Genomic DNA, 23,505 nt, shown 5'->3' with positions numbered 1-23,505 from the left:
AGTATTTTCGCAGGGAGCCATTTACAATGAATATACAGGTTAAACGAATTTATGAGGAATCAAACGAATCGGATGGGTTTCGAATCCTTGTTGATAGACTTTGGCCTCGCGGAATAAAAAAAACTGAAGCGAATATTGATCTGTGGTTAAAAGACATTGCACCCAGTGATTCATTACGCAAGTGGTTCAATCATGATCCAAAGAAATGGACTGAATTTCAAAAACGTTATGCTCAAGAAATAATAGATAAACAAGAGGATATTGATATTATTTTAAAAGAAGGGAAAAAAAGAGTGACTTTATTATTTAGTTCTAAAGAAACTGAACACAATAATGCTGTGGCTTTATTTGAATTAGTTTCGACTTAATCTGACATAACCACTTGAAAAGGTGAGAGTTTCCGGTTTTGATAGAAGTGCAAACTTTAACAAAACCAAAAGGAAAACTCTCATGATAGATAATAACGTTAAAATTATTAAACACAAAGTTGGCTTACTAAATTTAGCTGAAGAATTAGGCAATGTATCGAAAGCCTGTAAGGTAATGGGTTTATCACGAGACACCTTCTATCGTTATAAATCAGCGGTAGAATCTGGTGGGGTAGATGCCTTATTTGATAAGTCACGAAGGCAACCTAATCACAAGAACCGTGTTGACGATTCTATAGAGCAAGCGGTAAAAGAGTACGCCATAGAATATCCAGCTCATGGTCAACTACGCACCAGTAATGAGTTGCGTAAGAAAGGGATTTTTGTATCCCCTAGTGGCGTTCGCAGCGTCTGGCTTAGGCATAATTTAGCTAACTTTAAAGACCGTTTGAAGGCACTTGAAGCCAAAGTAGCATCAGAGGGCATTATTCTCACAGAAGCACAAATTGCAGCTTTGGAGAAGAAGAAGTTTGATGATGAGGCTTGCGGCGAAATTGAAACAGCACATCCTGGCTATCTTGGTTCCCAAGATACATTCTATGTGGGAACTATCAAAGGAGTTGGCCGCATTTATCAGCAGACTTTTGTTGATACTTATAGCAAAGTGGCATTTGCCAAGCTCTATACAACAAAAACGCCTATTACATCAGCAGATCTCCTTAACGACAAGGTCTTGCCGTTCTTTGAGCAGCAGCAGTTACCTATGCTGCGTGTTTTAACTGACCGGGGTACAGAGTATTGTGGGAAAGTAGAACAGCATGACTATCAGCTTTATTTAGCTATTAACAACATTGATCACACGAAAACTAAAGCACAATCACCGCAAACAAACGGTATTTGTGAGCGTTTCCACAAAACGATTTTGCAGGAGTTTTATCAAATCACATTCCGTAAGAAAGTTTACGATGACATGGATGAACTGCAAAAAGATCTGGACGTATGGCTTCATTATTATAATAATGAGCGCACCCATCAAGGCAAAATGTGCTGTGGACGTACTCCAATGCAAACATTGATTGATGGCAAACAAATCTGGAAGGAAAAATTGATAGGCTGAATTTGACCTGACAGACACTTCTGAAAAACCGGTAACTGTCAGATCAAGTTTGAACTACTACACTTTATTAAATATTTTACTAACTAAAATTTGATTGTTCATGTATATCGAGGTTAAAAGGAGTCGTAATTATGGCTATTTACTAAATTAAACTTTTAGATCGTCAAATTGTTGCTGAAGGAACGATGGCCTTTATTTTTGAAAAACCAAAGGATTTTACCTTTAAGTCTGGTCAATTTGGTGATTTCACCCTACTTAATCCCAAAGAGACAGATGAGGAAGGGAATACTCGTGCTTTCTCGCTCACCAATCCTCCTTTTGCGAACGATTTAATGGTGGCAACTCGGATGCGCGACACAGCCTTTAAACGAGTATTAAAAACACTTTCTTTAGGTACTGAACTTAAATTAGATGCACCCTATGGATCTTTTACGCTACATAATAATAAAGCGATACCTGCTGTATTTCTTACAGGTGGAATTGGTATCACACCAGTGAGAAGCATTATTACACAAGCTACCAAGGATAAAGTACCACATCAAATTTATTTATTTTATTCAAATAACAGACCAGAAGATACCGCCTTTCTGGAAGAACTAAAGTCTCTCGAAAAAGTGACCTTTCCCCTAAATTAGTACCACTTCCTTGATGAGATTCGAAATCTTATGCTACCTGTTTCGCATATTCAACTGGTGACATATAATTGAGTGAGCTATGCGGGCGAACATAGTTATAGTGCTCACGCCATAGAGCAATCTCATATTTTGCTTCATCCAGTGTCCGGAACCAGTGCAGGTTTAGGCATTCATTTCTAAACTTGCCATTCAAGCTTTCCACAAAAGCGTTTTGTGTTGGCTTTCCTGGTTGAATAAAACCAAGGTTCACACCACTTTCTTTGCTCCAAAAGAACATTGCTTTGCTAGTAAATTCGGTCCCATTGTCGCAAATCACTTTATTTGGCTTAGAACGTTGCTCAATTAATTGATCTAGAAAACGTGCAACTTGCCGGCCACTGATTGATGTGGAAACCAGCTGACCAACCATCTCACGGGAAAAATCGTCGACAACATTTAATACACGAAATCGTCTTCCATTACTCAGTTGATCAGATACAAAATCCATTGACCAACGTTGATTAGGTGCTGTGGGTAATTCTATTGGCTGTCTAGGTCGGGTAAGCTTTTTACGCTTCTTCGTTCGTACTTGTAATCCCTCCTCGGTATATAACCGATAAGTATGTTTCTTATTAATGACCAAGCCCTCTGCTTTGAGTAAACCATGAAGTAACAAATAACCATAAGCAGGGTATTGCGTTGCCAATGCCCTGAGTCTTGCTCTGACTACATCATCCGCCCGTGATCTGGGTTGATACCGAAACATCGTTCGACTCAATCCCGTTAGCCTACAAGCCACACGCTCACTGAGTTTAAAACGTAATATAAGGTGTTGAGCAATTGGCTTTCTTTCCGCGGGCGTTACCACTTTTTTGACAGCACATCCTTCATTGCTTCTACTTCAAGAAGTTTGTCAGCTGACAAACTTCTTAAGTTTATTGTTCTCAGATTCAAGTTCACGTAGCTGCTTAGCCTCATTAATTTCAAGCCCTGCGTACTTACTTCGCCAATTGTAAAATGTCCCTGAGGAAATGCTGTATTCACGACAGATATCAGCCACTTTGGTTCCAGCTTCGTGAGATTTAATGGCTTTGATGATTTGTTCTTCTGTATAACGTCTTTTCATTTTGAGTTCTCCAATCTTGCAATTTTAATGGAAATCTCATCAATGTCATGGTCTTATTTTTGGGGGAAAGGTCAAAAGGAAATCCTCATTATAAATTTATATCAACGATGACGGCTATGGAAAAATCAAAACAGCCATGGACTGGTGAAAAAGGTTTTATTAATCGAGAAATGCTAGAAAAATACATTAAAGATTTAACTCAACCTATTTATTATATCTCGGGTCCAGCAGCAATGGTTGCTGCCATGCGCAAGATGTTAAATGAAGCGAATATTAATGATGATAATATTCGTACAGAAGAATTTTCCGGGTACTAACAGCATTGATAAAGTCGGAGATAGGTATGGCTAATCATTCAGCTTCAATTCACTGGCAACGTAATGGTCAAGACTTTAATTATGAAACCTATGATCGTACTTACACCATCAAATTTAGCGGCGGAGAAAACATTCAGGCATCAAATCCAAAGGACTACTTCGGTAAATCAGAATTGCCTAATCCGGAGGAATTGCTCGTGTCAGCTCTATCAGGTTGTTATATGCAAACTTTTCTAGCGGTAGCTTGCAAAAATGGTTATATCATTGATAGTTACCTCGATGACGCTATTGGCATAACGAATAAAAATGAGCAGGGAAAAATTAGCGTGACAGAAATTACATTGCATCCCAAAATTAAATTTGGCGGTTCTAAACTTCCTGACGATGATGCCCTAACTAAAATGCGGGAGAAAGCTCATGCAAATTGTTTTATTTCGAATTCAATCAATAGTCAGGTAAACATAGAGATAACAGCTAACTAATCATCCAAGATGGAGGAAAGATAGAGTTAAATTATGACTAAACTTTATACCATTGGGCATTCGACACATACTATTAAAGAATTTATTGACATATTACAGGCATATCAAATTACACACGTCGTGGATGTACGTACCATACCCAAATCTCACCATGTGCCCTGGTTTAATGAAAATGAACTAAAAGAATCACTTCGAAAAGAAAAAATTGGCTATACTCATTTATCAAAATTAGGTGGATTACGCCCAACGACTCATAATTCCATCAATATGGGATGGCGCAATAAAAGCTTCCGTGGCTTTGCAGATTATATGCAAACACCTGAGTTTTACGAAGGGCTGAAGGAATTAAACAGCTTAATAAAAAATAACCATAAAGTCGTCATAATGTGTGCTGAAGCGGTACCATGGCGCTGTCATCGTTCTCTTATTGCAGATGCAGAAGTAGCTCGGCATCTTGTGGTTTTGGAAATTATGAGCAAAAACTCGGTTCATCTTCAAAATTTAACCAACTTCGCGGTAATTAATAGAAAGAAAAGACCCATTCAAATTTATTATCCAAAGATAAATGGTAAACGCTTAATTAACCCCACTCTTCTCAGGCATTTCCAAAGCAGGTAAGCTGCGCATGTTTTCAAGTTCGGAAGGGTTTACATGAAAGGGCAGCAAAGCTTCGAGCTGTTCGATGGTTTCAGCATATTGGATGTTGGTCAGTGCGTATTTCAACCATGCGAAAGCATCAACCTGGTGTTGCTTACAGGTTTCGATGAGGGAATAGAGGATAGCACCTGCTTTGGCGCCCGTTTCGTTGCCATGAAAGAGCCAGTTTTTTCGTCCGATGACGAAAGGTTTAATGGAGCGCTCTGTTCGGTTGTTATCTATTTCGAGACGGCCATCGTCAAGGTATCGTTTGAGCGCAACCCAGTGCGTCAACAGGTAATGAACGGCTTTGCCCAATGGGCTTTTCGGTGGGATATTGATTTTTTTATCTTCAACAAAGTCTTTGAGTTCATCAAGAATAGGTTTGGCCTCTTTTTGTCTTGCCTGATAAATATCGTCTGGTGCAGCCTTTGCCTCTTTGAGGGAAGCTTCCAGCTGATAAAGCTCGGTAAAATAGGTCAAGACTTTATGGGCAATGCCTTTTTTCTTGCCGGCAAGTTTGACCACATCGACAAAATACCTTCTGGCGTGCGCCATACAGGCAACATGGGTAACATGGTCTTCTTTGTCTAAAGCGACATAACCACCATAACAGTCAGCATGCAGGTAGCCGCTGAAGTCGGAAAAGAAATCAGCCGGTATCTGGTGAGTGCGTGACGGATGGTACTGATAAACATAACAGCGTTTATCCGGTGGACCGCCAATGAATAGCCACATATAGGATTTTGATGTTGGCGGTTTGTTTTTCTGCTTGAGCACCTGCACGGGTGTTTCATCCGCATAAGCGATGTCATAATCGTGAATGGCCGCAACCATGAGTTTAACCAGCGGCGTTAATAAATCAGCGGCTTTTACCACCCAGTTGCAAAGCGTTGCTCTGGTAACGGGAATGCCCGCTTCTTTAAACATCGCCTCCTGGCGATAAAGCGGCATGTGGCGGTTAAACTTGGCATCAATCACTGCTGCCAGTAAACCAGACGATGCAATGCTTTGTGGAATAGGTTGTTTCGGCAGTTTGGCCGTTTGAATGGTTTCTTCACATGTCTTGCAAGCGTATTTTTTACGAACATGAACCACACGGAAGGTCATTTGCGGTACAACATCCAGTTGTTCTGAGATGTCGTCACCAATATGAGTTAACTCACAACCACAGTCGCAATGTTTTTCTTCATCGCTTAAGTCATGAATCTGCTCAACATAGGGTAATGACTTGGGCAGTGCTTTGCGGCCTGTGCCTTTTTTAGCACGGGTATAGGTAATGGTTTCAGTTTGAGAAGGCTCAACAGTCGATTCATCCTGTTCACTGGATGGCTCTGCTTCGTCAAATTGCAATGCCATTTGTTCCGGCACGACACCTTTTTCGCTTTTGCGGCCAAAGCGTGCATTACGGAATAAGTGCAGCTGGTGGCGAAGCGTTTCGATAGTGCTTTCCTGCTGAGCCAACAATGCCAACAAACGCGCATTTTCTTCGCGTAATTGCTCTACTGTTAAGTCAGATTGTTGTTTCATCGTTGGTATTATTTGTGTTGTTTTAATGGGCACTATTATACCAAAATAAGCATGCAATGTAACGGTTTAATTTAATAAAATCATGAAGTTAACTTAAAAATAATGCTTGAAATCAAGCATGGGAAATTCAGACATCAACTTAAATTCAAGCCCCGCCAACAACCAGTCCAACTGTTGGTGAGTAATGGCTTCAAGCTGGGTTGACGTCTTCTCCATCTTAAATTTTCCACGCTCTAAGCGCTTGTGATAAAGCACAAAACCATTCTTATCCCAAAACAAACACTTAACCCTGTCACGGCTACGATTATAAAAAACGTAAACAGAACCATCGTTCGCCGGCGATTCAAATTCCTCAATCACCATGGCAGCCAAGCCATTAATGGCTTTTCTGAAATCAACAGGTGTTGTTGCAACATAAATCGCTGTCGTTTCCGGTAAGCGCAACATTATAACGCCCCTGCAAACGTTAAAACTTCACGTAAAATGACTTTGTCGGTCTGACCGCTGATTCCAAGGCGTACACCATTTGGCAACATTAACTGAATGGCCGGCTCATAGGGCGTGTTTGCCGAAGTAGGTTCAACAGCTGACTTAACCGCTAGAAAATGAGGGGATGTTCTCTGCGCTTTTGAAGCTTTAGGACGAAGACGTCCTCGCCAATAACAAAACGCTGAATGACTTATGCCTTGCTGTTCACAGTAAACAGCTTGGGTTAAACCACTGACTTCCCATGAGTCATTATGAGATTGCCAAAATTCGCGTCGTGATCTTTTCGGATTGTCTGTCATGCTGATTTTCTCCGTTGTTAAAAATAAACGGAGTATCAAGGTTGGGAAGGAACTTTGCTAGGTGAGGTTAATTAAGCGCTTACGATAAATGACAAATGAAAAGGATGTATCATATTCATGGTTCTCCACTGAAGCACATTAATGAACCTTTTTCTCGCCTCGGCTTCCAATTTTCCTTGGCGAGAAGTAAAAGATTCAAATAAATTTAAATTATCTGTTAATAATAAGAAAAGTATGGGGATTATTTATCGACTAGAGTTTGTTTATGACATCTGTAAATGACGTTATCAGTAGCAAGATCTATGAGTTCTCCTCTAGCACCGGAAGATTCCAAGTCACATAGTAGAATCAAGCGTACCTTCAACTCGTGAAGAATTTTTCCAGTAATTTTAGATATAATGTGAGGTCCTATTTTAACTCGAGCTTCATAGGTATCTTTTAACATATACGCACCTCCAGTTTACACGATTACTTAAACTATAGCTCAAAACCCTCTGAATGTACAATTTTTGAACATATCTCAGTAAAATGCTAATAATTGCTAAATTATACTCTTATGTTTATTGACCAAATAGACAATAAGATAGAAATACAAGGCATTCTAGCCAAAACTAAACAATTAGTTTCTCAAATACAAAATTAAACAATGTTTCCGATTTATTCAATAATGCCCTACCAAGTTAAACGTTTTACTTTATGAAGGTGGCACCACCAACATATCAATATAACTTAGTTGTAATAATCGCTTAGCCACACTTCCTGTCATTAAATAGTGTAATTTAGAGTGTCCTTGTGCTCCAAAAGCCAACAAATCTGCGTTCCAATTTTTTGACTGCATAATAATTGTGTCAGCCACATAACCACCCATGATTTTTTTTTCAAATTGATCATATGTAACATTGCATTCTTTTAAAAAATAATCCAACTGCTCCATAATATTTTTTGTATTTGATTCGAGGAGGTCAACGGAATTTCCTTTTAAATTCTGACTGTTAAAAATATCCACAACATGTAATAGCTGAAATTGAGCTTCTGGAAAGCATTTAAAGGTAAATTCAATGGCTTTTTTACTGGGTTTTGAAAAATCAGTTGCAATAAGTATTTTTTTATAGGAAAAAGAGGGTTCCTTTTTGATGAGCAAAACAGGAGTTTTCCCTTGTTCTATAAGATAACTCGATGTGGTTCCTAACACATACTCATGGATATAATACTGTCCCTGAGCTCCTGCAATAATTAAATTTCCTTGATTTTGCTCCGTATATTGAGTGATTTCATCTGAAGCCCTTCCTGCAAGAACTGATAGATTAATTGAAATATTGGTAGGATATTTCAGAATTAGGGCAGAGAGCTTATCCAGTGTGTCTTTCTCTAATGAGAGAAAATCTTTTGGTTGTTCACTGAGATATTGGTCAAAATCTACCGACAATGGCTGTTGTAAAACGTGTATAAGATGAAGAGGGATATGATGTCGCTCAGCTAAAGATATGGCTCTTTGTAGTGCATATTCGGCATATTTAGAAAAATCACTGGCAATGACTATGTGTTTTAGCGGCATCATCTTTTTCCTCAGAAGGATATGCTCTTAATAATAAAGCTTAGCAAAGGCGCAACGATTTAAGTAACTCCTTGCATGAGCTTTAGTCCTTGGCCTCACCATTCCAGATTCAACGGATGTTTATTTCAAATAAACAAATCACCTGTAGTTCAAAGATATGAATATAGTATGCAATGAGGCCAATCGTTTGCTAATCTTTATATAAGCTTAAGTGCAGAGAGTTTAAAATGGAAATAAATAATATATTAATTGCTAGTGACTTTTCAAAGCATTCAGACTACTCCCTTTCAAGAGCAGTTACTTTAGCTGAACAACATAAAGCAATACTCCACTTTTTACATATCTTAATCCAGCCCAGGATTGGTAATTTTTCACAATTTTCGATTGAAGAGTTGGAACAAGATTATCTTGCACAAAAAAAGAAAGTTGAAAAAAAACTTTTAAAATGCATAAAAAAATATTCTCATAACATTGAAACCTATGTTTCTGTATTAGCCGGCAGAGCCGCTGATGAGATTGTCAGATATGCTAAAGAAAACAAGTGTAATATGATTATTGCTGGCGCACATGGCGAATACTACATCAATGATTACATCTTAGGCACTACTTCAAGTTCGATGGTAAGTCATAGTAATGTTCCAATCCTACTGGTAAAAAAAGAGCCTTCTTTTGCGTATAATCGGATAATTATAGCTACCGATTTTTCCGAAGTAAGTAAAAATGCAATTGAATTTACCTTCAAATGTTTTCCTAATGCAACCTTTCAATTACTACATATCATTGATATATATTTTACTAAAATGTTACTGGGATATGGACAGGAAGAGACAAAAGATATCAGTCACAGGTTAGATGATTTTCTTGGTAAGTGTAATGTAGATCAAACTAAATTCCAGAAAAAAATCATGGGTGGATATATTGCAGACACTATTGTCATTCAGTCTGAAAAATGGCAAGCCGATTTGATTTCATTTGGTGCTCAAGGAAACTCTAAATTACAGTATTTAATAACAGGGAGTGTGGCTAAACGATTATTACAGCTAAGTACCACTGATATGTTAGTTGTTCCACCAAAACAAAAATAGGACATTGATAATTATTAAAAAGTTGATGTATTGGACTACAACCTATGCTGGCATAGAACTTCATGATGTTCCGTGAAATTTCGTACCCTCCAGCAAATTACCCTATAAAATCAGCTGTTTTAATTTTTTAGAGTAGTTATTTATGTGTCATACACCGATTGAATGGACGTAAAAAATCAATTTCTGGTCCTAAAGGAACTATCTGGGTTGGGTTAATCATAGAATGACTATAATAATAGTGGCGCTTGATATGATAGAAGTTGACCGTTTCACTCACACCAGGCCGCTGATATAACTCACGCAGATATTCCGAAATATTGGGATAATCTTCAATTCGTTGTCTATTACATTTGAAATGGCTGTAATATACCGTATCGAATCGAATTAAGGTTGTAAAAAGTCGCCAATCTGCTTCGGTGATGGTGTCACCTAATAAATAACGTTTTTTACGTAAAATTGACTCAATGCGATCCAGTGTCTTAAAAAGGCACTTGTATGCGCTTTCGTAAGCACGCTGCGATGTGGCAAAGCCGCAAGAGTAAACACCATTATTGACATTTTTGCAAACATACTCATTAATTTTATCAATAGCGCTTTGAAGATTCTGCGGATAATAGTCCTTGGCGCTTTGTGTAATAGAATTAAACGATTGATTAAACATACGAATAATATCTGATGATTCGTTGTTAACAATTACCCGTGTTTCTTGATCCCATAATACGGGAACCGTCACCCTACCTGTATATTTGGAATCATTTGCAATATATATTTCATAAAGATAGCTTGCATGATTAACTTCATCCCCGGTACTTCCTTCGCTCACACAAAAGGTCCAACCATGCTGCAACATTTCCGGGCTAACAATGGATATAGATATATGTTTTTCAAGATTTTTCAATTTTCGGAAAATTAAAGTTCTGTGTGCCCAAGGGCATGCTAGTGAAACATATAAATGATAACGCCCAGTTTCGGTCTTAAATCCACCTTTACCTGATGGTCCAGGTGCTCCATCGGGAGTTATCCAGTTGCGTATAGTAGAATCCTCTCTAAGAAATTTGCCACCGTGTGATTTAGTTTCGTACCATTGATTAACCCATTGTCCATTAATCAATAAACCCATAATGATGCCCTTCAATTGTATGTAGGTTATATGAAGTATAGACTCAAATTAATGGACTATATAATGAAGGTGTACAGCAATAAACCCTAGAATTAATACCAGTCCAAATCCTATTGCAATGGTAATAACTAAGGGAAATGAATTGATGCATTTAAAACAATCCTTTTTATTCGCTCTGCTAACTTTTCGTAGCTAATTATTTTTGTTGTAAATTTAGATAATAGGTTAATTTAAGCTACAATTATTAGTATTAAGATAGCTTATACTCAAGCATCTATTAAAATACATTGAAGCAGCCAATCTGGCAGGGAGAATGCAAGAATGAAACAATTTCATAATATCCTCTTTGTGAGTAATGGACTTGGAAAAGACACACAAGCATTGCAACAAGCAATAAGTTTGGCTTTGGCTAATAATGCCAAATTAAGTATTTTGATACTTTGCCCCTCATTCCCGCACAGTCTTGAGGAACATAAAAATTCATATGAAGCATTTCTGTTAGAGAAAATGCAGCAATCAATTGACACGGCAAAAGCCTCTTTATCACTCGCCAAGAAAAAAACCTCTTTTAAATTAGAGATTGAATGGGGGGACACACCTGATATTCGGATTATTCAACGAGTGCTCCGCGAGTCTTATGATCTTATAATTAAAGCCGTAGAAAATAAGGAAGATACAAAAGGTTTTGAAGCTTTAGATATGGCTTTATTACGTAAATGTCCTTGTACTTTATTTTTACACCGCTCATTTAACTCAACTGAAAATCTTCATATAGCTGTTGCAATCGATCCTAAAGATGAGGAAATATCTGGTCACGATCTCGCCCTTAATTTATTAAAATTATCTCAAACACTTTCAACTCATTACAATGGCCATTTAAGCATTATTTCTTGCTGGGACTTTATTTTGGAACACTACTTGCGCCATAGTGTTTTTATTGATACATCTGCAACAAAAATAGATGAAATGACCATCCGCGAGAGCGAAAAACAGTATCATACGCTTCTTAAATTGATTCATGGTGCAAACATCAAAGATCCAACTATATACTATCTGAAAGGTATTCCTACCGAAATTATCCCCACTATGGTCAGTGAAAAAAAGATCGATGTTTTAATCATGGGGACAGTAGCACGTACTGGATTATCAGGATTTATTATAGGCAATACGGCTGAAAATATTCTACAAAAAATTAATTGTTCACTATGGGCACTTAAGCCACCAGGATTTATATCACCTGTAAAAGCTTATTAAATAACAATACTGGTTCGTTCGGTGTAGAAATCAGTTCTCGTGTTGTTGTGACATCCGGAATAATTCAGTAACTACTAACATTTAAACTCATGCAGTCACCCAATAATCATAATTTTCCAAATCGATTTAAGGCATATTCTCCCATGCTTTTGGCAAGTTCTTCCTCGGCAAAGAATACTTTGCCTGAAATTTCGTTCTGTAATAATACGGCTTCTTCTTCATCATGCGTACGGACAACAATTTCTATTTTTGGATTAAGTTGATGAGCATATTGAATAATCTTCCTTAGATAGATAGTATCTGCTATGACAATCATGAGCATACTGGCATGAGCAATATGGCTTTGAATCAGCACGGAAGGTTCAGATGCATCTCCATAAACCGCAGGAAAGCCAGCGGCCCGTAGACTTGCAATTAACTCTCTATTTTCCTCAACTACAACATAGGGAATGTTTTTTTCAGAGAGTAAATGGGCAACGCGCTTCCCAACACGCCCATAGCCCACTAAAACCACTTGTCCTGCAAGATAATCATCTTTTGTGGACATCGGTAATTCAGTCAAAGAATCCTGGGCGCGTTCAAGAAAATGGAGTAATCCAGGGCAAGAGTTTATCCAAGCAAGAACAGGATTCACTAATTTAAATACAAGAGGGTTAATAGCTATAGATATAAGTGCACCTGCAAGAATAAAACTTTGCCCTTCTGCAGGAAGCATGCCCAAGCGCACCCCTAGCTCAGCAAGAATGAATGAAAACTCACCGATTTGTGCCAGACTTGCTGATACGATTAATGCTGATTGTAATGGATAGCGAAATGCAAGGACTAGTACAAAAGCTGCAATTGACTTACCGATAATGATAATACCTACCACAATTAAAATTTGTAAGGGTTGTTCAACCAACACCGAAGGATTAAACAACATGCCTACTGAAACAAAAAACAATACAGCAAATGCATCTCTAAGTGGCAAAGACTCTTCAGCAGCACGATGACTGAACGAAGACTCCCGCATAATCATACCTGCAAAAAAAGCGCCTAAGGCAAACGAAACACCAAATAATTTAGAAGCTACGTAGGCAATGCTAATTGCTGCAGTAATCACACATAAAGTAAACAATTCACGTGAGCCGGTGCGAGCAACAAGCCAGAGTAGCTTCGGGAAATATCGTCGGCCGACCAAGAGCATGAACGCAATGAACGTTGATATCTTAAGAAGTGTTAGGCCAAAAACGAACCATAGCGGCTTGGTATGAATGCCCACAGAGAAGCTGTCACCCTGCCAGTGTGATAGAGGTGGAAGCAACACCAGCACAACCACCATAACCAGGTCTTCAACCAAAAGCCATCCTACCGCAATGTGGCCATTAATCGACTCAAGAGCGCCTCGCTCTTCAAGTGCTTTCAACAATACAACGGTACTGGCTACAGATAGTGAAAGTCCAAAAATTAGAGCGCTGCTATTGTAAGCCTCCCCTAAAATAGGTGTATTTCTGATTAGAGTTCTCCAAGTTAAACTATGTTTGAGGAGAACAAAAATGAAAAAATCGCGGTATACAGAAACACAAATTGTCAAAATTCTAAAAGAAGTCGAAGCAGGTCGGCTGGTAAAAGAAATTTGTCGTGAATATGGCATTTCAGACGCAACCTATTACAACTGGAAAGCAAAATATGGTGGTATGGAGGCATCCGATATAAAACGTCTGAAAGATCTTGAAGAAGAGAACCGTCGTCTAAAGCAGATGTATGCTGAGCTAAGTCTTGATCACAAAATCCTGAAGGATATTGTCGAAAAAAAGCTGTGAAGCCATCTGTGAGACGGGAGCTGGTTGATTATGCAGTGAATGCTCATACTGTGAGTTTACGCCGGGCGTGTAAGGTTGTGGGTATCAGCGACTCAGTTTATCGATATAAGCCGGATAGCCAATCTGATGAAGGCGTTATTGTGGCATTGCAGGAATCATCCGAACGCTATCCGGCGTATGGCTTTAGTAAATTGCTTAAAGTCTTACGCCGCCAGGGTCATAGGTGGAATCATAAACGTGTTTATCGGGTGTATTGTGAACTGAAGCTCAATATGCGTCGTAAAGGCAAAAAACGGCTTCCTAATCGCTCACCCGAACCACTGAGTGTGCCAGCATCCATTAATCAGTGTTGGTCTATGGATTTTATGTGTGATGCGTTGATGTGTGGCCGACGCTTCAGAACATTTAACATAGTAGATGATTTTAACCGTGAAGTGTTGGCTATCGAAATCGATTTGAGCCTGCCTGCTCAGCGAGTGGTTCGCGTATTAGAACGTGTTGTTGCATGGCGAGGTTTGCCTGCTAAATTACGCATGGATAATGGTCCTGAATTTATCTCAAGCACATTAGCAGACTGGGCTGAAAAGCATCACGTGGCTTTAGAATTTATTAAGCCAGGTAAACCAACGCAAAATTCATTTATTGAGCGATTCAATAGAACTTACCGCACGGAGATATTGGATATGTACGCGTTTAAAAATTTACAAGAAGTCAGGGAGCTGACAGAAAACTGGATAAAAGAGTACAACGACGAAAGACCCCATGATTCACTAAATGATTTAACGCCGTGGGAATATCTGGCAAAAAATCAGCCAATGAACTCTAATTTAGGATGCCACTAAATATGGGGGGTTTACACTCTTATTCATTATGACGTCTCAAATAGTCATTTTTATGAAACCCAAATGGCCTTTCCAGTAAAATGCCAATAAAGTTGCTAAAAATATACTTGCGTGAGATTTGCGTGTTTGAGTACGACACTGTTATACTCTGTACGACATTTGTAGTGGTATCTCGCGACAGATTATTTATTTAAAATCAACGAGTTAATTTTAAGGCTGAGGGCTCATAATCCGTTGGTCCAAGGTTCAAGTCCTTGTGGGCCCACCAATAAAATCAAGCACTTACGGTGCTTTTCAAAAAGCTCGAAAATCTCATGTAGACGCAATGTAGACAGATTATTAAGGATATCGATAGGAGAGCAAATTGGAAGCAGTAACTACACCTCTATATTCTAATTGGTCCTTTTGGGCAGTGTTTATTGCTGCTATCGCAGTAATTCTTTCTCAATGCCCCCCTGTCCGTTTTTGGTTTAAAAAAGCAAAATTAGATATTGAAATATATTCAAAGATATCAATCACACATAAAGTAGGTAATCCTAATCTGCAGATCCATTTAATAGTAAATAATATTGGAGGCCGAAAAGTCAGAGTCAAAGGTATTACTGCATCAATAAAAAAAGATGGTAAGTTGGTAGCCACTTTACCCGCACAAAATTATTTAGAAAGCCAAAATAATCAGAACACCTTACTATTCACCCCCTTCTCATTAAATCCTTCTGAAGAATGGGCTCATATTATTAATTTACTCAATTTTTTTAATCGTGAAGATGAGCAAGAGTATAGAGGACTAGAAGCCAAAATACTTGCTAACTATCGTTCAAAAAAAGAAAACTCTAAACAAGAGTCACAAGACCTTATCGAAATTGATGAAGTTCTTGTTCAACCATTTCATGACTTCTTCAATAAACATTTTATCTGGAGCACTGGAGAGTACCTACTAACTGTTAATATCAATACTGATTATAAAAGTGCCGATATTTCCAAAGATTACAGGTTCACCATCTTTGAATCACATACTGCTCAACTCAAAGAAATTACTGATAAATATAAGTTTGGTGATGGAATATGGTGGAACTCTGCCTTATCAAATGTAATTATTGATATAAAAGAAGCCTAAGCTGTCGTTTGAATACGCCCAATTCTGCATATTTTTATAATGAAGATTTGTTTAATGCTGAAATAATATCAAGCAATGATGTAAACCTCCCTTTTTTAGTGCCAGTTATAATTAGAGTTTTCCGACCTGTTTTTAATCAATCTGTAATCCAAAGGTGACATATCACCGAGTGATTCATGTGGTCTTTCTTCGTTATATTCTTTCATCCAATTTGTGGTAATATCACGTACCTCATTGAGACTTCTAAATAGATAAAAATCCAATATTTCATTCCGATAAGTTCTATTGAACCGCTCCACAAATGAATTTTGAGTTGGCTTTCCCGGCTGAATAAACTCAAGAATAACACCATGCTTTTCTGCCCAATCCGCTAACGCAAGGGAAATAAACTCAGGTCCATTATCAAGTCGCAACCTTGCAGGATATCCTCGATTGGCGGCAATATGGTCAAGTACCCGAATAACCCTTAGAGCAGGCAAGCTCAAATCAATTTCAATTGCCAAAGCTTCCCGATTAAAATCATCTACCACATTAAAAGTCCTGAATCTTCTGCCGCAATTGAGGGCATCACTCATAAAATCAGCTGACCATGTATGGTTAAGGGAATCAGGCACAGCAAGAGGTTCCGGGTGACGGGAAGCTAATCTGCGTTTTCCTTTTCGCCTTATATTTAACTTCAACTCACAATAAACACGGTATACTCTTTTATGATTCCAGGAGAAACCTGCCTGCCGCAATTTGATAAACAACTTCCTGAAACCATAACGCGGATAGTGTTCGGTTATGGTCACCAATTCTTTTATCACCGCTTCATCCTTATCCATCGCCGGCTGATAGTAGTAAGCTGTACGACTTAAGCGTAATACCGAGCAGCTTCGCCTGAGACTCAGACCATGTTCCTGCACCAGATAATCAGCCATTTCCCTCTTTTCAGCCGGCTTCAAAGCTTTTTTTCTATAACATCCTTCAGTGCACGGTTTTCCAGAGACAAATCAGCAAACATCCGTTTCAGCTTTGCATTTTCTTCCTCAAGTTGCTTCATGCGTTTAATATCTGAGGCTTCCATCCCACCGTATTTTGCTTTCCAGTTGTAATAGGTGGCATCGGATATCCCATGTTCCCGGCATACATCCTTTACCAATCGTCCTACTTCAACTGATTTTAATATGTTTAAATGAATTAGTTTCGACTTAATCTGACATAACCACTTGAAAAGGTGAGAGTTTCCGGTTTTGATAGAAGTGCAAACTTTAACAAAACCAAAAGGAAAACTCTCATGATAGATAATAACGTTAAAATTATTAAACACAAAGTTGGCTTACTAAATTTAGCTGAAGAATTAGGCAATGTATCGAAAGCCTGTAAGGTAATGGGTTTATCACGAGACACCTTCTATCGTTATAAATCAGCGGTAGAATCTGGTGGGGTAGATGCCTTATTTGATAAGTCACGAAGGCAACCTAATCACAAGAACCGTGTTGACGATTCTATAGAGCAAGCGGTAAAAGAGTACGCCATAGAATATCCAGCTCATGGTCAACTACGCACCAGTAATGAGTTGCGTAAGAAAGGGATTTTTGTATCCCCTAGTGGCGTTCGCAGCGTCTGGCTTAGGCATAATTTAGCTAACTTTAAAGACCGTTTGAAGGCACTTGAAGCCAAAGTAGCATCAGAGGGCATTATTCTCACAGAAGCACAAATTGCAGCTTTGGAGAAGAAGAAGTTTGATGATGAGGCTTGCGGCGAAATTGAAACAGCACATCCTGGCTATCTTGGTTCCCAAGATACATTCTATGTGGGAACTATCAAAGGAGTTGGCCGCATTTATCAGCAGACTTTTGTTGATACTTATAGCAAAGTGGCATTTGCCAAGCTCTATACAACAAAAACGCCTATTACATCAGCAGATCTCCTTAACGACAAGGTCTTGCCGTTCTTTGAGCAGCAGCAGTTACCTATGCTGCGTGTTTTAACTGACCGGGGTACAGAGTATTGTGGGAAAGTAGAACAGCATGACTATCAGCTTTATTTAGCTATTAACAACATTGATCACACGAAAACTAAAGCACAATCACCGCAAACAAACGGTATTTGTGAGCGTTTCCACAAAACGATTTTGCAGGAGTTTTATCAAATCACATTCCGTAAGAAAGTTTACGATGACATGGATGAACTGCAAAAAGATCTGGACGTATGGCTTCATTATTATAATAATGAGCGCACCCATCAAGGCAAAATGTGCTGTGGACGTACTCCAATGCAAACATTGATTGATGGCAAACAAATCTGGAAGGAAAAATTGATAGGCTGAATTTGACCTGACAGACACTTCTGAAAAACCGGTAACTGTCAGATCAAGTTTGAACTACTACAGTTTAAAATTTGATTTTCTGTAAAGCGACTGCGTTTCATCGTTCCTCCTCTTTTTTGCTTATTATGCCGGAGAAACTCTAATTGAAAATGGTGCTATTTTAAGGGAGGGTTACATACTCAACATTATGGATTTCCAACTCATTCAATATTGATAGATAATTTTTGGACAAATAATCCACAAGAAGGAGGGATGCGAAACTGCACAATAAAACCATTTATTTCGATATCCTTTATCACTAACAATCATAATTTTATGAACTTTGGGAGCCAAAGCCAGAAAACAAAAAGAAAATCTGATATTGATAGATTTAAGAAACATATAAATTCTGATAAAGCCAATCTAACGCTTTTGATCAGAAATTATATTGATATGATATGGGAACTACACAAATCAATAAGATTGATTATTGATGAAAAATTACGAGATAATATAAAAATTTTCACTGATGCAATCGAATCAATGACACAAAATAACCAAACTAAGCTGGGGTGTCATATAGAGATATACAAAGATGGATCATCCATCTCAAAAATACCATTAGCCCAAAGAGTAATTAACGAATACAACTTGTTAAAGCAAAAACATCAGTCAGGAAAATTTTCTAATATTCTAATAAGTAACCAATATGTAGATAAGGAATGGTAATTTATTCCTTAGTAAATCATTAATAACCATACTCGATCTATACAGGACTACTTTCTGCGTCACTGCAATTTATGTGCAGTGACGCAGAAAAAGAGCTTTGATTTAACCCAGTAAAATCAACATGTTCAGCACAAATGTTCAGGCGCGCTCAACGCGTTTGAACAAAAAAGCACAATGAATTGCTAATTTTTCTAAAAAAATCACTAATGCCATTACAAATTTATCAAAAAGCACAGGGACTAATGGGACTATTGGGGCAACCGCGTCATTGCTGGTCTAAAGGAGTCCCCCACCTCAAAATTCAAGATGGGGCATATGGGACAATCTGATGATAAAGATCTCTGCAATCAAAGCAGCTCCTCAATATTAGGAATCGGATTATAAGAAAATGATGGCATCGAATCAGTTTTTTTCTTCGTGGAATGATTCTTAACCAGTTTTTTATGTCGATGCTCAACGCTTTCCTTTTGCGAATACCCTGGCTTTTGACCATTAAGATATTCCAATACATAAAGCCGGAACGTATTGTAACTGGCGGTAAAGCGTCCCTCATCCCGAAGCGTTTCCCATATGGTGGTCATAGGCCAGCCTTTTTCTAAGGCTTCGGATATATCATCTTTTAAGGCTAAAAATTCTACTTTATTTTTTCTTGCTGGCATTTTTCGCTGATTTTGATCAGCTGCCATCATACTTTCTATCAGGGAATTTTTCATAATCTTCTCTCTGTAAAATTGGTTGTTCAATACTTTGGTGTTTATTATTTTTTTTTATTTATTTTGGTCGCTTTTACTTCCTCTCAAAGTCCTTTTTGGTTATTTATCAGCCCTTTTTTATTTATTCCCGTTTATTTTTGATTATTTTCGTTAATAATCGTTTAAGTTCCAAAAAGAACCTTAAAATAACCCAACGTGAGGTCCAAAATAAATTTCAAAATACTGGGCAAGATAGGTGAAGTTAGCTAACCAGCAAGCTGGCTTTCATACTTCACGAGTCTTATTCTCACCTTCGGTGCTCAACGTTTTTAATGTTATTTTCAATCTGGAGGACTTAGGAGAAACCCCAAGATCGAGGCATAAATCTTTTTCAATGAGGGAGTTTAGATTTACTAAATGACCGAATTGAAAATGATTTATAACGAAGAGATTGGGAGTTAATCCTAAGTCCCTCATTATTCACCTCCCCAGATTTTGCTGGTGAAAACATACAACCTTGGTGTCCCTACCCCTTTGATTCTTGGCTTATGCGAGGCATTGCCATCTGGGGCAGGTTTCAACCAACCAGCTTGTAATAAGACTTTTGTCACCGTGCGTTGATCGAAGCCTTTGCATAACTCATTTTTATACACTTCGGTTAACACCATATAGATTCGAAGACCTTCGCTATCCGTTTGGAAAAATCCGGCACGGTTAATAATTTTTTCATTATTGGGGTGGTTGGCACTATCAAAACGACTTGCTCCATGGGACTCAAAGAAGGCACGCACCTGCGCCATGATGGCTCGGTCTTCACGATTACCATCTGAACCAAAAGCCTCAAGCCATGCAGTAAAGCATTTCTGTGCAGCAGTAAATGACTCTCCTTCTTTCCAGCCAGTCAAACCAAAACGACTCGCCAACTCACCAGCAGCAGCAACCAGTGCAAAGCGTCTGACAACCCGGATAATTTGACCTGTTACATCAGACTGGATTACCCTATCAACAAAGTTTTGAATAGTGTCGGTAACAAATCTGGCGATTTTTTGTCGGTGAGTAACAACCTGATTGAGCCACTCTATACCAATAGCACCATAGTATTGGCTGGTATATTGCTTTAGCGATAAGGCCATACTGGCAGGACTTAGTTGATCATGGATCGTTTCAAACAACCCCATGTCACACCCAGCATCTGCTTCAATATCAGCAAGGCGTATTTCCTGTCCTGCATTACTGCGCTGGCCTGTTTTTGCCATAAGTGCGGTCAAAGATTCCTCACCAGCGGAGAGGAAAAACAAAGACCATTGGGAAGATTTTCTGACAGTACCACTACGAGAAGCTCTTGTTTTCCCCTGACCATTGGCCAACAAATAAGCCGCCTCTCCTGCTTCTCTGGGGTCCATTTGGCTGAGTTCATCAAGGATGAGCAAGCCATCGTTATGCAATGCTGCCAGACCCTCAAGACCATTAGCCGTACTACGCCATAAACGGCAATAGGATTGTGGGTTGCCCCAAACAGAAGCAGCAACTTTCAATGCAGTGCTTTTGCCAGATGACGACGCACCTCTGAAATGAAAACCGCCTGAGTCTTCCCCGGCTAGATTTGCCAATGCAGGTGCAAGTGCTGTTGATATGGCAAAGACTAATCTTGAATTGCCATTTGCAAGACGGGCTATTGAATTACGCCATTCTTCGACCGTGCCTTTTGAAGACAACGCGGGTTCAATGGCATTGGTGTTTTGGAAAACAATTTTTTCTGATGTCTCTCCAATACACTGACCTGCAGTAACAAAAACCTCTTCATGCCAGCCGAGTTTATCAACACACCTTGCGCGCGCTTCAACTGGAAAGACTTGTAAATAGGAAGTAAGCAAGTCACGAGCGGCTCTATTGGGTGATATACTCAGCCCAAGTCTTGCCAGCTCTCGCCTTACATCAGAGGAATCGCCTTGCAGCAAGGACAACGGCATCGCCCACTGATGGGTTATGCCATCATCGTCCTGCCATTCCAGCAAGCGACCCCATTCACCACTCTGGGCATCGCGTGTTTTTGCAACGACATACAACGGCGAACATATCCATCGAGGTGGCAATGGATTGCCGTCCTTATCAATACCTACAAATATTAACCCCTCATCCGTTAAGCGAAACCGACCGCCGGCATAATCGCATGAAATCGGTCGCTGTTTTGACTTATTGGGTAATTCAATAACGTGACTTTGTGACATATATTTTTCTCCAAACAACATTCAATTAAGCGGAATGAAATAGACTCATTCCGATCAATCAAAAATGATAAAAAGTTAAGCGCTCTTAACCGTCTGTGGCTGACCTTCGTCACAGGTTGAGTGATATACTTTTTGTTGTTGGAGAAAATCCAGCACATCGCTTTTCCGATATAAAACCTTACGGCCAATTTTTAAATAAGGCACGCCACTACCAGCCCAACGGTTACGTTCAAGTAACTGGGTGGAACAACTTAAAACGGCTGCAATGGTTTGTTGATTGAAAAGTGCCGATTGAGGCGCAGATTCAAATTCGTTTAATAGATGTAAACGGGATGGTTTTTGATCAGACATAGGGGACTCCGCAAGTGATTATTCATTCAGCATAATGCCGACCTGCACCGTCCTTGGAGATGAATTCAAATGCCTATCCGACTAAAATTGGACAAGTAATTGATATTCACTAGCCTTTTGGCTATGAAAGCTTGAACTTCAAGCTTGGGAAAAGTATTGCGTATTTCTTCAAAGATTGTCAAGGGTCAAAGATCGAATTCAAAGGAATGTTATCGAATGATACTGAAAGTCGTTAAAAAAAGAATGTGTCCCATGCGTCCCATTGATGTGAAACAAGGTTGGGGCAGCTCAAACCCAGTAATGGCGCGGATGCCCCACTTGTCCCCTTTGTCCCTGCAATTTTTACTATGTATATGGAAGAGAGAAAGCAACCTTTTGAGATGATTTGTTTTTGAACATATCAAAATAATTGGAAAATATGAACTTGAATCAAATCACGAGTTAAACAAATGCAACTTTCTTAACATCAAAAAAGCCTATGCAGCGATTCTAGCTCATCTAGGGCGTGTTTTTAAAGTTTCAGCCACAGCAAAATACTTATCACAGTTAAAGCACCTAAAAACATGGCGGCAGTTTTATCATACCGCGTAGCAATTCTTCTGAACCCTTTGATTCTGTTAAAAAATCGCTCGATATGATTCCTTTCTTTATAAATATGAGCGTCATGCTCAATAAAAAGGTATCGGTTCTTTTTACTTGGAATAACGGTCTCAACTCCGCGCCTTGCCAACTCTTCTCTAAATTCATTGCTATCGTAAGCGCGATCAGCTAATAAATATTCACTTTTATCTTCACTCAATAAATCTTTCGCCATCTTTATTTCATGTTCTTGGCCACCGGTTAATATAAATCCTAATGGGAGCCCAAATGAATCTACTTTTGCATGAATTTTCGAGCTAAATCCGCCGCGACACCGTCCAAGTGCTTGATAGTCCTGACCCCCTATCGCACCTGCCGCATGTTGATGTGCCCTAACAATACTACCATCCATCATGTGCCATTCGTGATCGCCATCTTTTTTTTAAAATTTCAAGAATTCCATTGAAATTTCCCTTTTTTACCCACCTATTGTAACGACCGTAAACACTTTGCCATTTCCCATAATCTGGCGGTAAATCTCTCCAGGGCGCACCAGTCCTGATTATCCAACAAACTGCTTCAATAAATAATCGATCATTTTCCCCATGGCGACCTTTCGGAGCAGGAAGTAATTCTTCTAATTTGATCCACATTTTGTCATCAATAACAAATCTTGACATCCATTTGCTCCATTTTCAGTATGGAGTCTTTTTATCAGATTTTTAATCGTTTGAAAAACTTTAAAAACACGCCCTAGAAAAACATGAAATAAATTATCTTAAAATCAATTGGATACCTCATTTTCTCTAAATAATACTCCAGATTGGAGGATAAACTTTTCCTAAATAGACGGGTGATATTCCAGATTAGCCCTACGTATTCT

Annotated in this window: 21 protein-coding genes and 4 pseudogenes; 12 read left to right on the top strand and 13 right to left on the bottom strand. The window is 38.8% G+C overall.

Features of this window, described 5'->3' with window-relative positions:
* Positions 1-26 precede the first annotated feature (26 nt).
* The 3 genes and pseudogenes from E4T55_RS11895 (at position 27) to E4T55_RS11885 (ending at position 2,120) form a co-directional block, all read left to right on the top strand.
* Positions 27-368 carry a DUF488 domain-containing protein gene (locus E4T55_RS11895; RefSeq protein WP_058501945.1) on the top strand — a complete coding sequence of 114 codons (342 nt, stop codon included), beginning with the start codon at positions 27-29 and terminating at the stop codon, positions 366-368.
* A gap of 82 nt (positions 369-450) precedes the next feature.
* Positions 451-1,579 (top strand): annotated as a pseudogene (locus tag E4T55_RS11890) (IS481 family transposase).
* Positions 1,580-1,670: 91 nt separating this feature from the next.
* A complete protein-coding gene (locus E4T55_RS11885; RefSeq protein WP_238583431.1) occupies positions 1,671-2,120 on the top strand; it encodes an FAD-dependent oxidoreductase in 450 nt (149 codons plus the stop codon).
* A 28-nt stretch (positions 2,121-2,148) separates the two neighbouring features.
* Here E4T55_RS11885 and E4T55_RS11880 read toward each other — a convergent pair.
* Positions 2,149-3,225 (bottom strand): annotated as a pseudogene (locus E4T55_RS11880) (IS3 family transposase).
* A 47-nt stretch (positions 3,226-3,272) separates the two neighbouring features.
* Between E4T55_RS11880 and E4T55_RS11875 the strand changes: the two are divergent.
* The 3 genes from E4T55_RS11875 to E4T55_RS11865 are packed head-to-tail and all read left to right on the top strand — an operon-like array spanning position 3,273 to position 4,642.
* Positions 3,273-3,542: a hypothetical protein gene (locus tag E4T55_RS11875; RefSeq protein WP_058502229.1), complete on the top strand. Its 270-nt coding sequence runs from the start codon at positions 3,273-3,275 to the stop codon at positions 3,540-3,542.
* Between the two features lie 26 nt (positions 3,543-3,568).
* A complete protein-coding gene (locus E4T55_RS11870; RefSeq protein ID WP_058502228.1) occupies positions 3,569-4,024 on the top strand; it encodes an OsmC family protein in 456 nt (151 codons plus the stop codon).
* Positions 4,025-4,057: 33 nt separating this feature from the next.
* Positions 4,058-4,642 carry a DUF488 domain-containing protein gene (locus E4T55_RS11865; RefSeq protein ID WP_058502227.1) on the top strand — a complete coding sequence of 195 codons (585 nt, stop codon included), beginning with the start codon at positions 4,058-4,060 and terminating at the stop codon, positions 4,640-4,642.
* Here E4T55_RS11865 and tnpC read toward each other — a convergent pair.
* The 4 genes from tnpC to E4T55_RS11840 all read right to left on the bottom strand — a co-directional run bounded on the left by tnpC (position 4,601) and on the right by E4T55_RS11840 (position 8,536).
* Positions 4,601-6,190: an IS66 family transposase gene (tnpC, locus tag E4T55_RS11860; protein WP_058501897.1), complete on the bottom strand. Its 1,590-nt coding sequence runs from the start codon at positions 6,188-6,190 to the stop codon at positions 4,601-4,603. The two genes, E4T55_RS11865 and tnpC, sit on opposite strands and share 42 nt — an antisense overlap.
* Before the next feature lie 93 nt (positions 6,191-6,283).
* Positions 6,284-6,637, bottom strand: a complete 354-nt coding sequence (gene tnpB / locus E4T55_RS11855) for an IS66 family insertion sequence element accessory protein TnpB (protein WP_058501898.1) — start codon at positions 6,635-6,637, stop codon at positions 6,284-6,286.
* Entirely contained in the window at positions 6,637-6,978 is a 342-nt protein-coding gene (tnpA, locus tag E4T55_RS11850; RefSeq protein ID WP_058501899.1) for an IS66 family insertion sequence element accessory protein TnpA, read from the bottom strand. Before tnpA ends, tnpB begins: the two co-directional genes overlap by 1 nt.
* 694 nt (positions 6,979-7,672) lie before the next feature.
* Positions 7,673-8,536: a universal stress protein gene (locus E4T55_RS11840; RefSeq protein ID WP_316409779.1), complete on the bottom strand. Its 864-nt coding sequence runs from the start codon at positions 8,534-8,536 to the stop codon at positions 7,673-7,675.
* 224 nt (positions 8,537-8,760) lie between these two features.
* Between E4T55_RS11840 and E4T55_RS11835 the strand changes: the two genes are divergently transcribed.
* On the top strand, positions 8,761-9,618 hold the full coding sequence (locus tag E4T55_RS11835) for a universal stress protein (protein WP_058502502.1): 858 nt from the start codon (positions 8,761-8,763) through the stop codon (positions 9,616-9,618).
* 136 nt (positions 9,619-9,754) lie between these two features.
* Here the strand turns inward: E4T55_RS11835 and E4T55_RS11830 are convergent, their stop codons facing one another.
* Positions 9,755-10,738: a glutathione S-transferase family protein gene (locus tag E4T55_RS11830; protein ID WP_058502503.1), complete on the bottom strand. Its 984-nt coding sequence runs from the start codon at positions 10,736-10,738 to the stop codon at positions 9,755-9,757.
* 321 nt (positions 10,739-11,059) lie between these two features.
* Here E4T55_RS11830 and E4T55_RS11825 point away from each other — a divergent pair, with 321 nt between their 5' ends.
* Positions 11,060-11,992, top strand: a complete 933-nt coding sequence (locus tag E4T55_RS11825) for a universal stress protein (RefSeq protein WP_058502504.1) — start codon at positions 11,060-11,062, stop codon at positions 11,990-11,992.
* Between the two features lie 106 nt (positions 11,993-12,098).
* Here the strand turns inward: E4T55_RS11825 and E4T55_RS11820 are convergent.
* A pseudogene (locus tag E4T55_RS11820) lies at positions 12,099-13,451 on the bottom strand (cation:proton antiporter); the annotation flags it as partial.
* A 76-nt stretch (positions 13,452-13,527) separates the two neighbouring features.
* Here E4T55_RS11820 and E4T55_RS11815 point away from each other — a divergent pair.
* Together E4T55_RS11815 and E4T55_RS11810 are read left to right on the top strand one after the other, a co-directional pair.
* Positions 13,528-14,636, top strand: a protein-coding gene (locus E4T55_RS11815; RefSeq protein WP_238583443.1) for an IS3 family transposase whose coding sequence is annotated in 2 segments (ribosomal slippage) — positions 13,528-13,780 and positions 13,780-14,636 — 1,110 coding nt in all. Because the reading frame shifts where the segments join, the coding sequence is not laid out codon by codon here.
* A 364-nt stretch (positions 14,637-15,000) separates the two neighbouring features.
* Entirely contained in the window at positions 15,001-15,753 is a 753-nt protein-coding gene (locus E4T55_RS11810) for a hypothetical protein (protein ID WP_058502506.1), read from the top strand.
* Between the two features lie 95 nt (positions 15,754-15,848).
* Here E4T55_RS11810 and E4T55_RS11805 read toward each other — a convergent pair.
* A protein-coding gene (locus E4T55_RS11805; RefSeq protein WP_245183917.1) for an IS3 family transposase occupies positions 15,849-16,948 on the bottom strand; the annotation gives its coding sequence in 2 pieces (ribosomal slippage) (positions 15,849-16,708 and positions 16,708-16,948; 1,101 coding nt in all).
* An 81-nt stretch (positions 16,949-17,029) separates the two neighbouring features.
* Between E4T55_RS11805 and E4T55_RS11800 the strand changes: the two are divergent.
* Both E4T55_RS11800 and E4T55_RS11795 read left to right on the top strand, forming a co-directional pair.
* Positions 17,030-18,149, top strand: a pseudogene (locus E4T55_RS11800) (IS481 family transposase).
* 230 nt (positions 18,150-18,379) lie between these two features.
* Complete coding sequence (locus tag E4T55_RS11795) at positions 18,380-18,772, top strand: hypothetical protein (protein ID WP_131780764.1); 393 nt, start codon at positions 18,380-18,382, stop codon at positions 18,770-18,772.
* A 347-nt stretch (positions 18,773-19,119) separates the two neighbouring features.
* On the opposite strand, the gene E4T55_RS11790 is transcribed toward E4T55_RS11795, so the two are convergent.
* The 5 genes from E4T55_RS11790 to E4T55_RS15330 form a co-directional block, all read right to left on the bottom strand.
* On the bottom strand, positions 19,120-19,485 hold the full coding sequence (locus E4T55_RS11790; RefSeq protein WP_058501882.1) for a TraK family protein: 366 nt from the start codon (positions 19,483-19,485) through the stop codon (positions 19,120-19,122).
* A gap of 455 nt (positions 19,486-19,940) precedes the next feature.
* On the bottom strand, positions 19,941-21,692 hold the full coding sequence (locus tag E4T55_RS11780; RefSeq protein WP_058501884.1) for a DUF927 domain-containing protein: 1,752 nt from the start codon (positions 21,690-21,692) through the stop codon (positions 19,941-19,943).
* A gap of 75 nt (positions 21,693-21,767) precedes the next feature.
* The gene (locus E4T55_RS11775; RefSeq protein WP_058501880.1) at positions 21,768-22,043 is read right to left on the bottom strand and encodes a helix-turn-helix domain-containing protein; all 276 of its coding nucleotides are present in this window, start codon (positions 22,041-22,043) and stop codon (positions 21,768-21,770) included.
* Between the two features lie 511 nt (positions 22,044-22,554).
* Positions 22,555-23,037 carry an IS5 family transposase gene (locus E4T55_RS15335; RefSeq protein ID WP_082636595.1) on the bottom strand — a complete coding sequence of 161 codons (483 nt, stop codon included), beginning with the start codon at positions 23,035-23,037 and terminating at the stop codon, positions 22,555-22,557.
* Positions 23,024-23,302 carry a transposase gene (locus tag E4T55_RS15330; protein ID WP_058503023.1) on the bottom strand — a complete coding sequence of 93 codons (279 nt, stop codon included), beginning with the start codon at positions 23,300-23,302 and terminating at the stop codon, positions 23,024-23,026. Before E4T55_RS15330 ends, E4T55_RS15335 begins: the two co-directional genes overlap by 14 nt.
* Between the last annotated feature and the right edge of the window lie 203 nt (positions 23,303-23,505).

This window comes from Legionella israelensis, assembly GCF_004571175.1.
In the GTDB taxonomy this organism is placed as follows: domain Bacteria; phylum Pseudomonadota; class Gammaproteobacteria; order Legionellales; family Legionellaceae; genus Legionella_D; species Legionella_D israelensis.
Note: the sequence above shows the minus strand (reverse complement) of the source record. Positions and strands in the feature narration are given on the sequence as shown.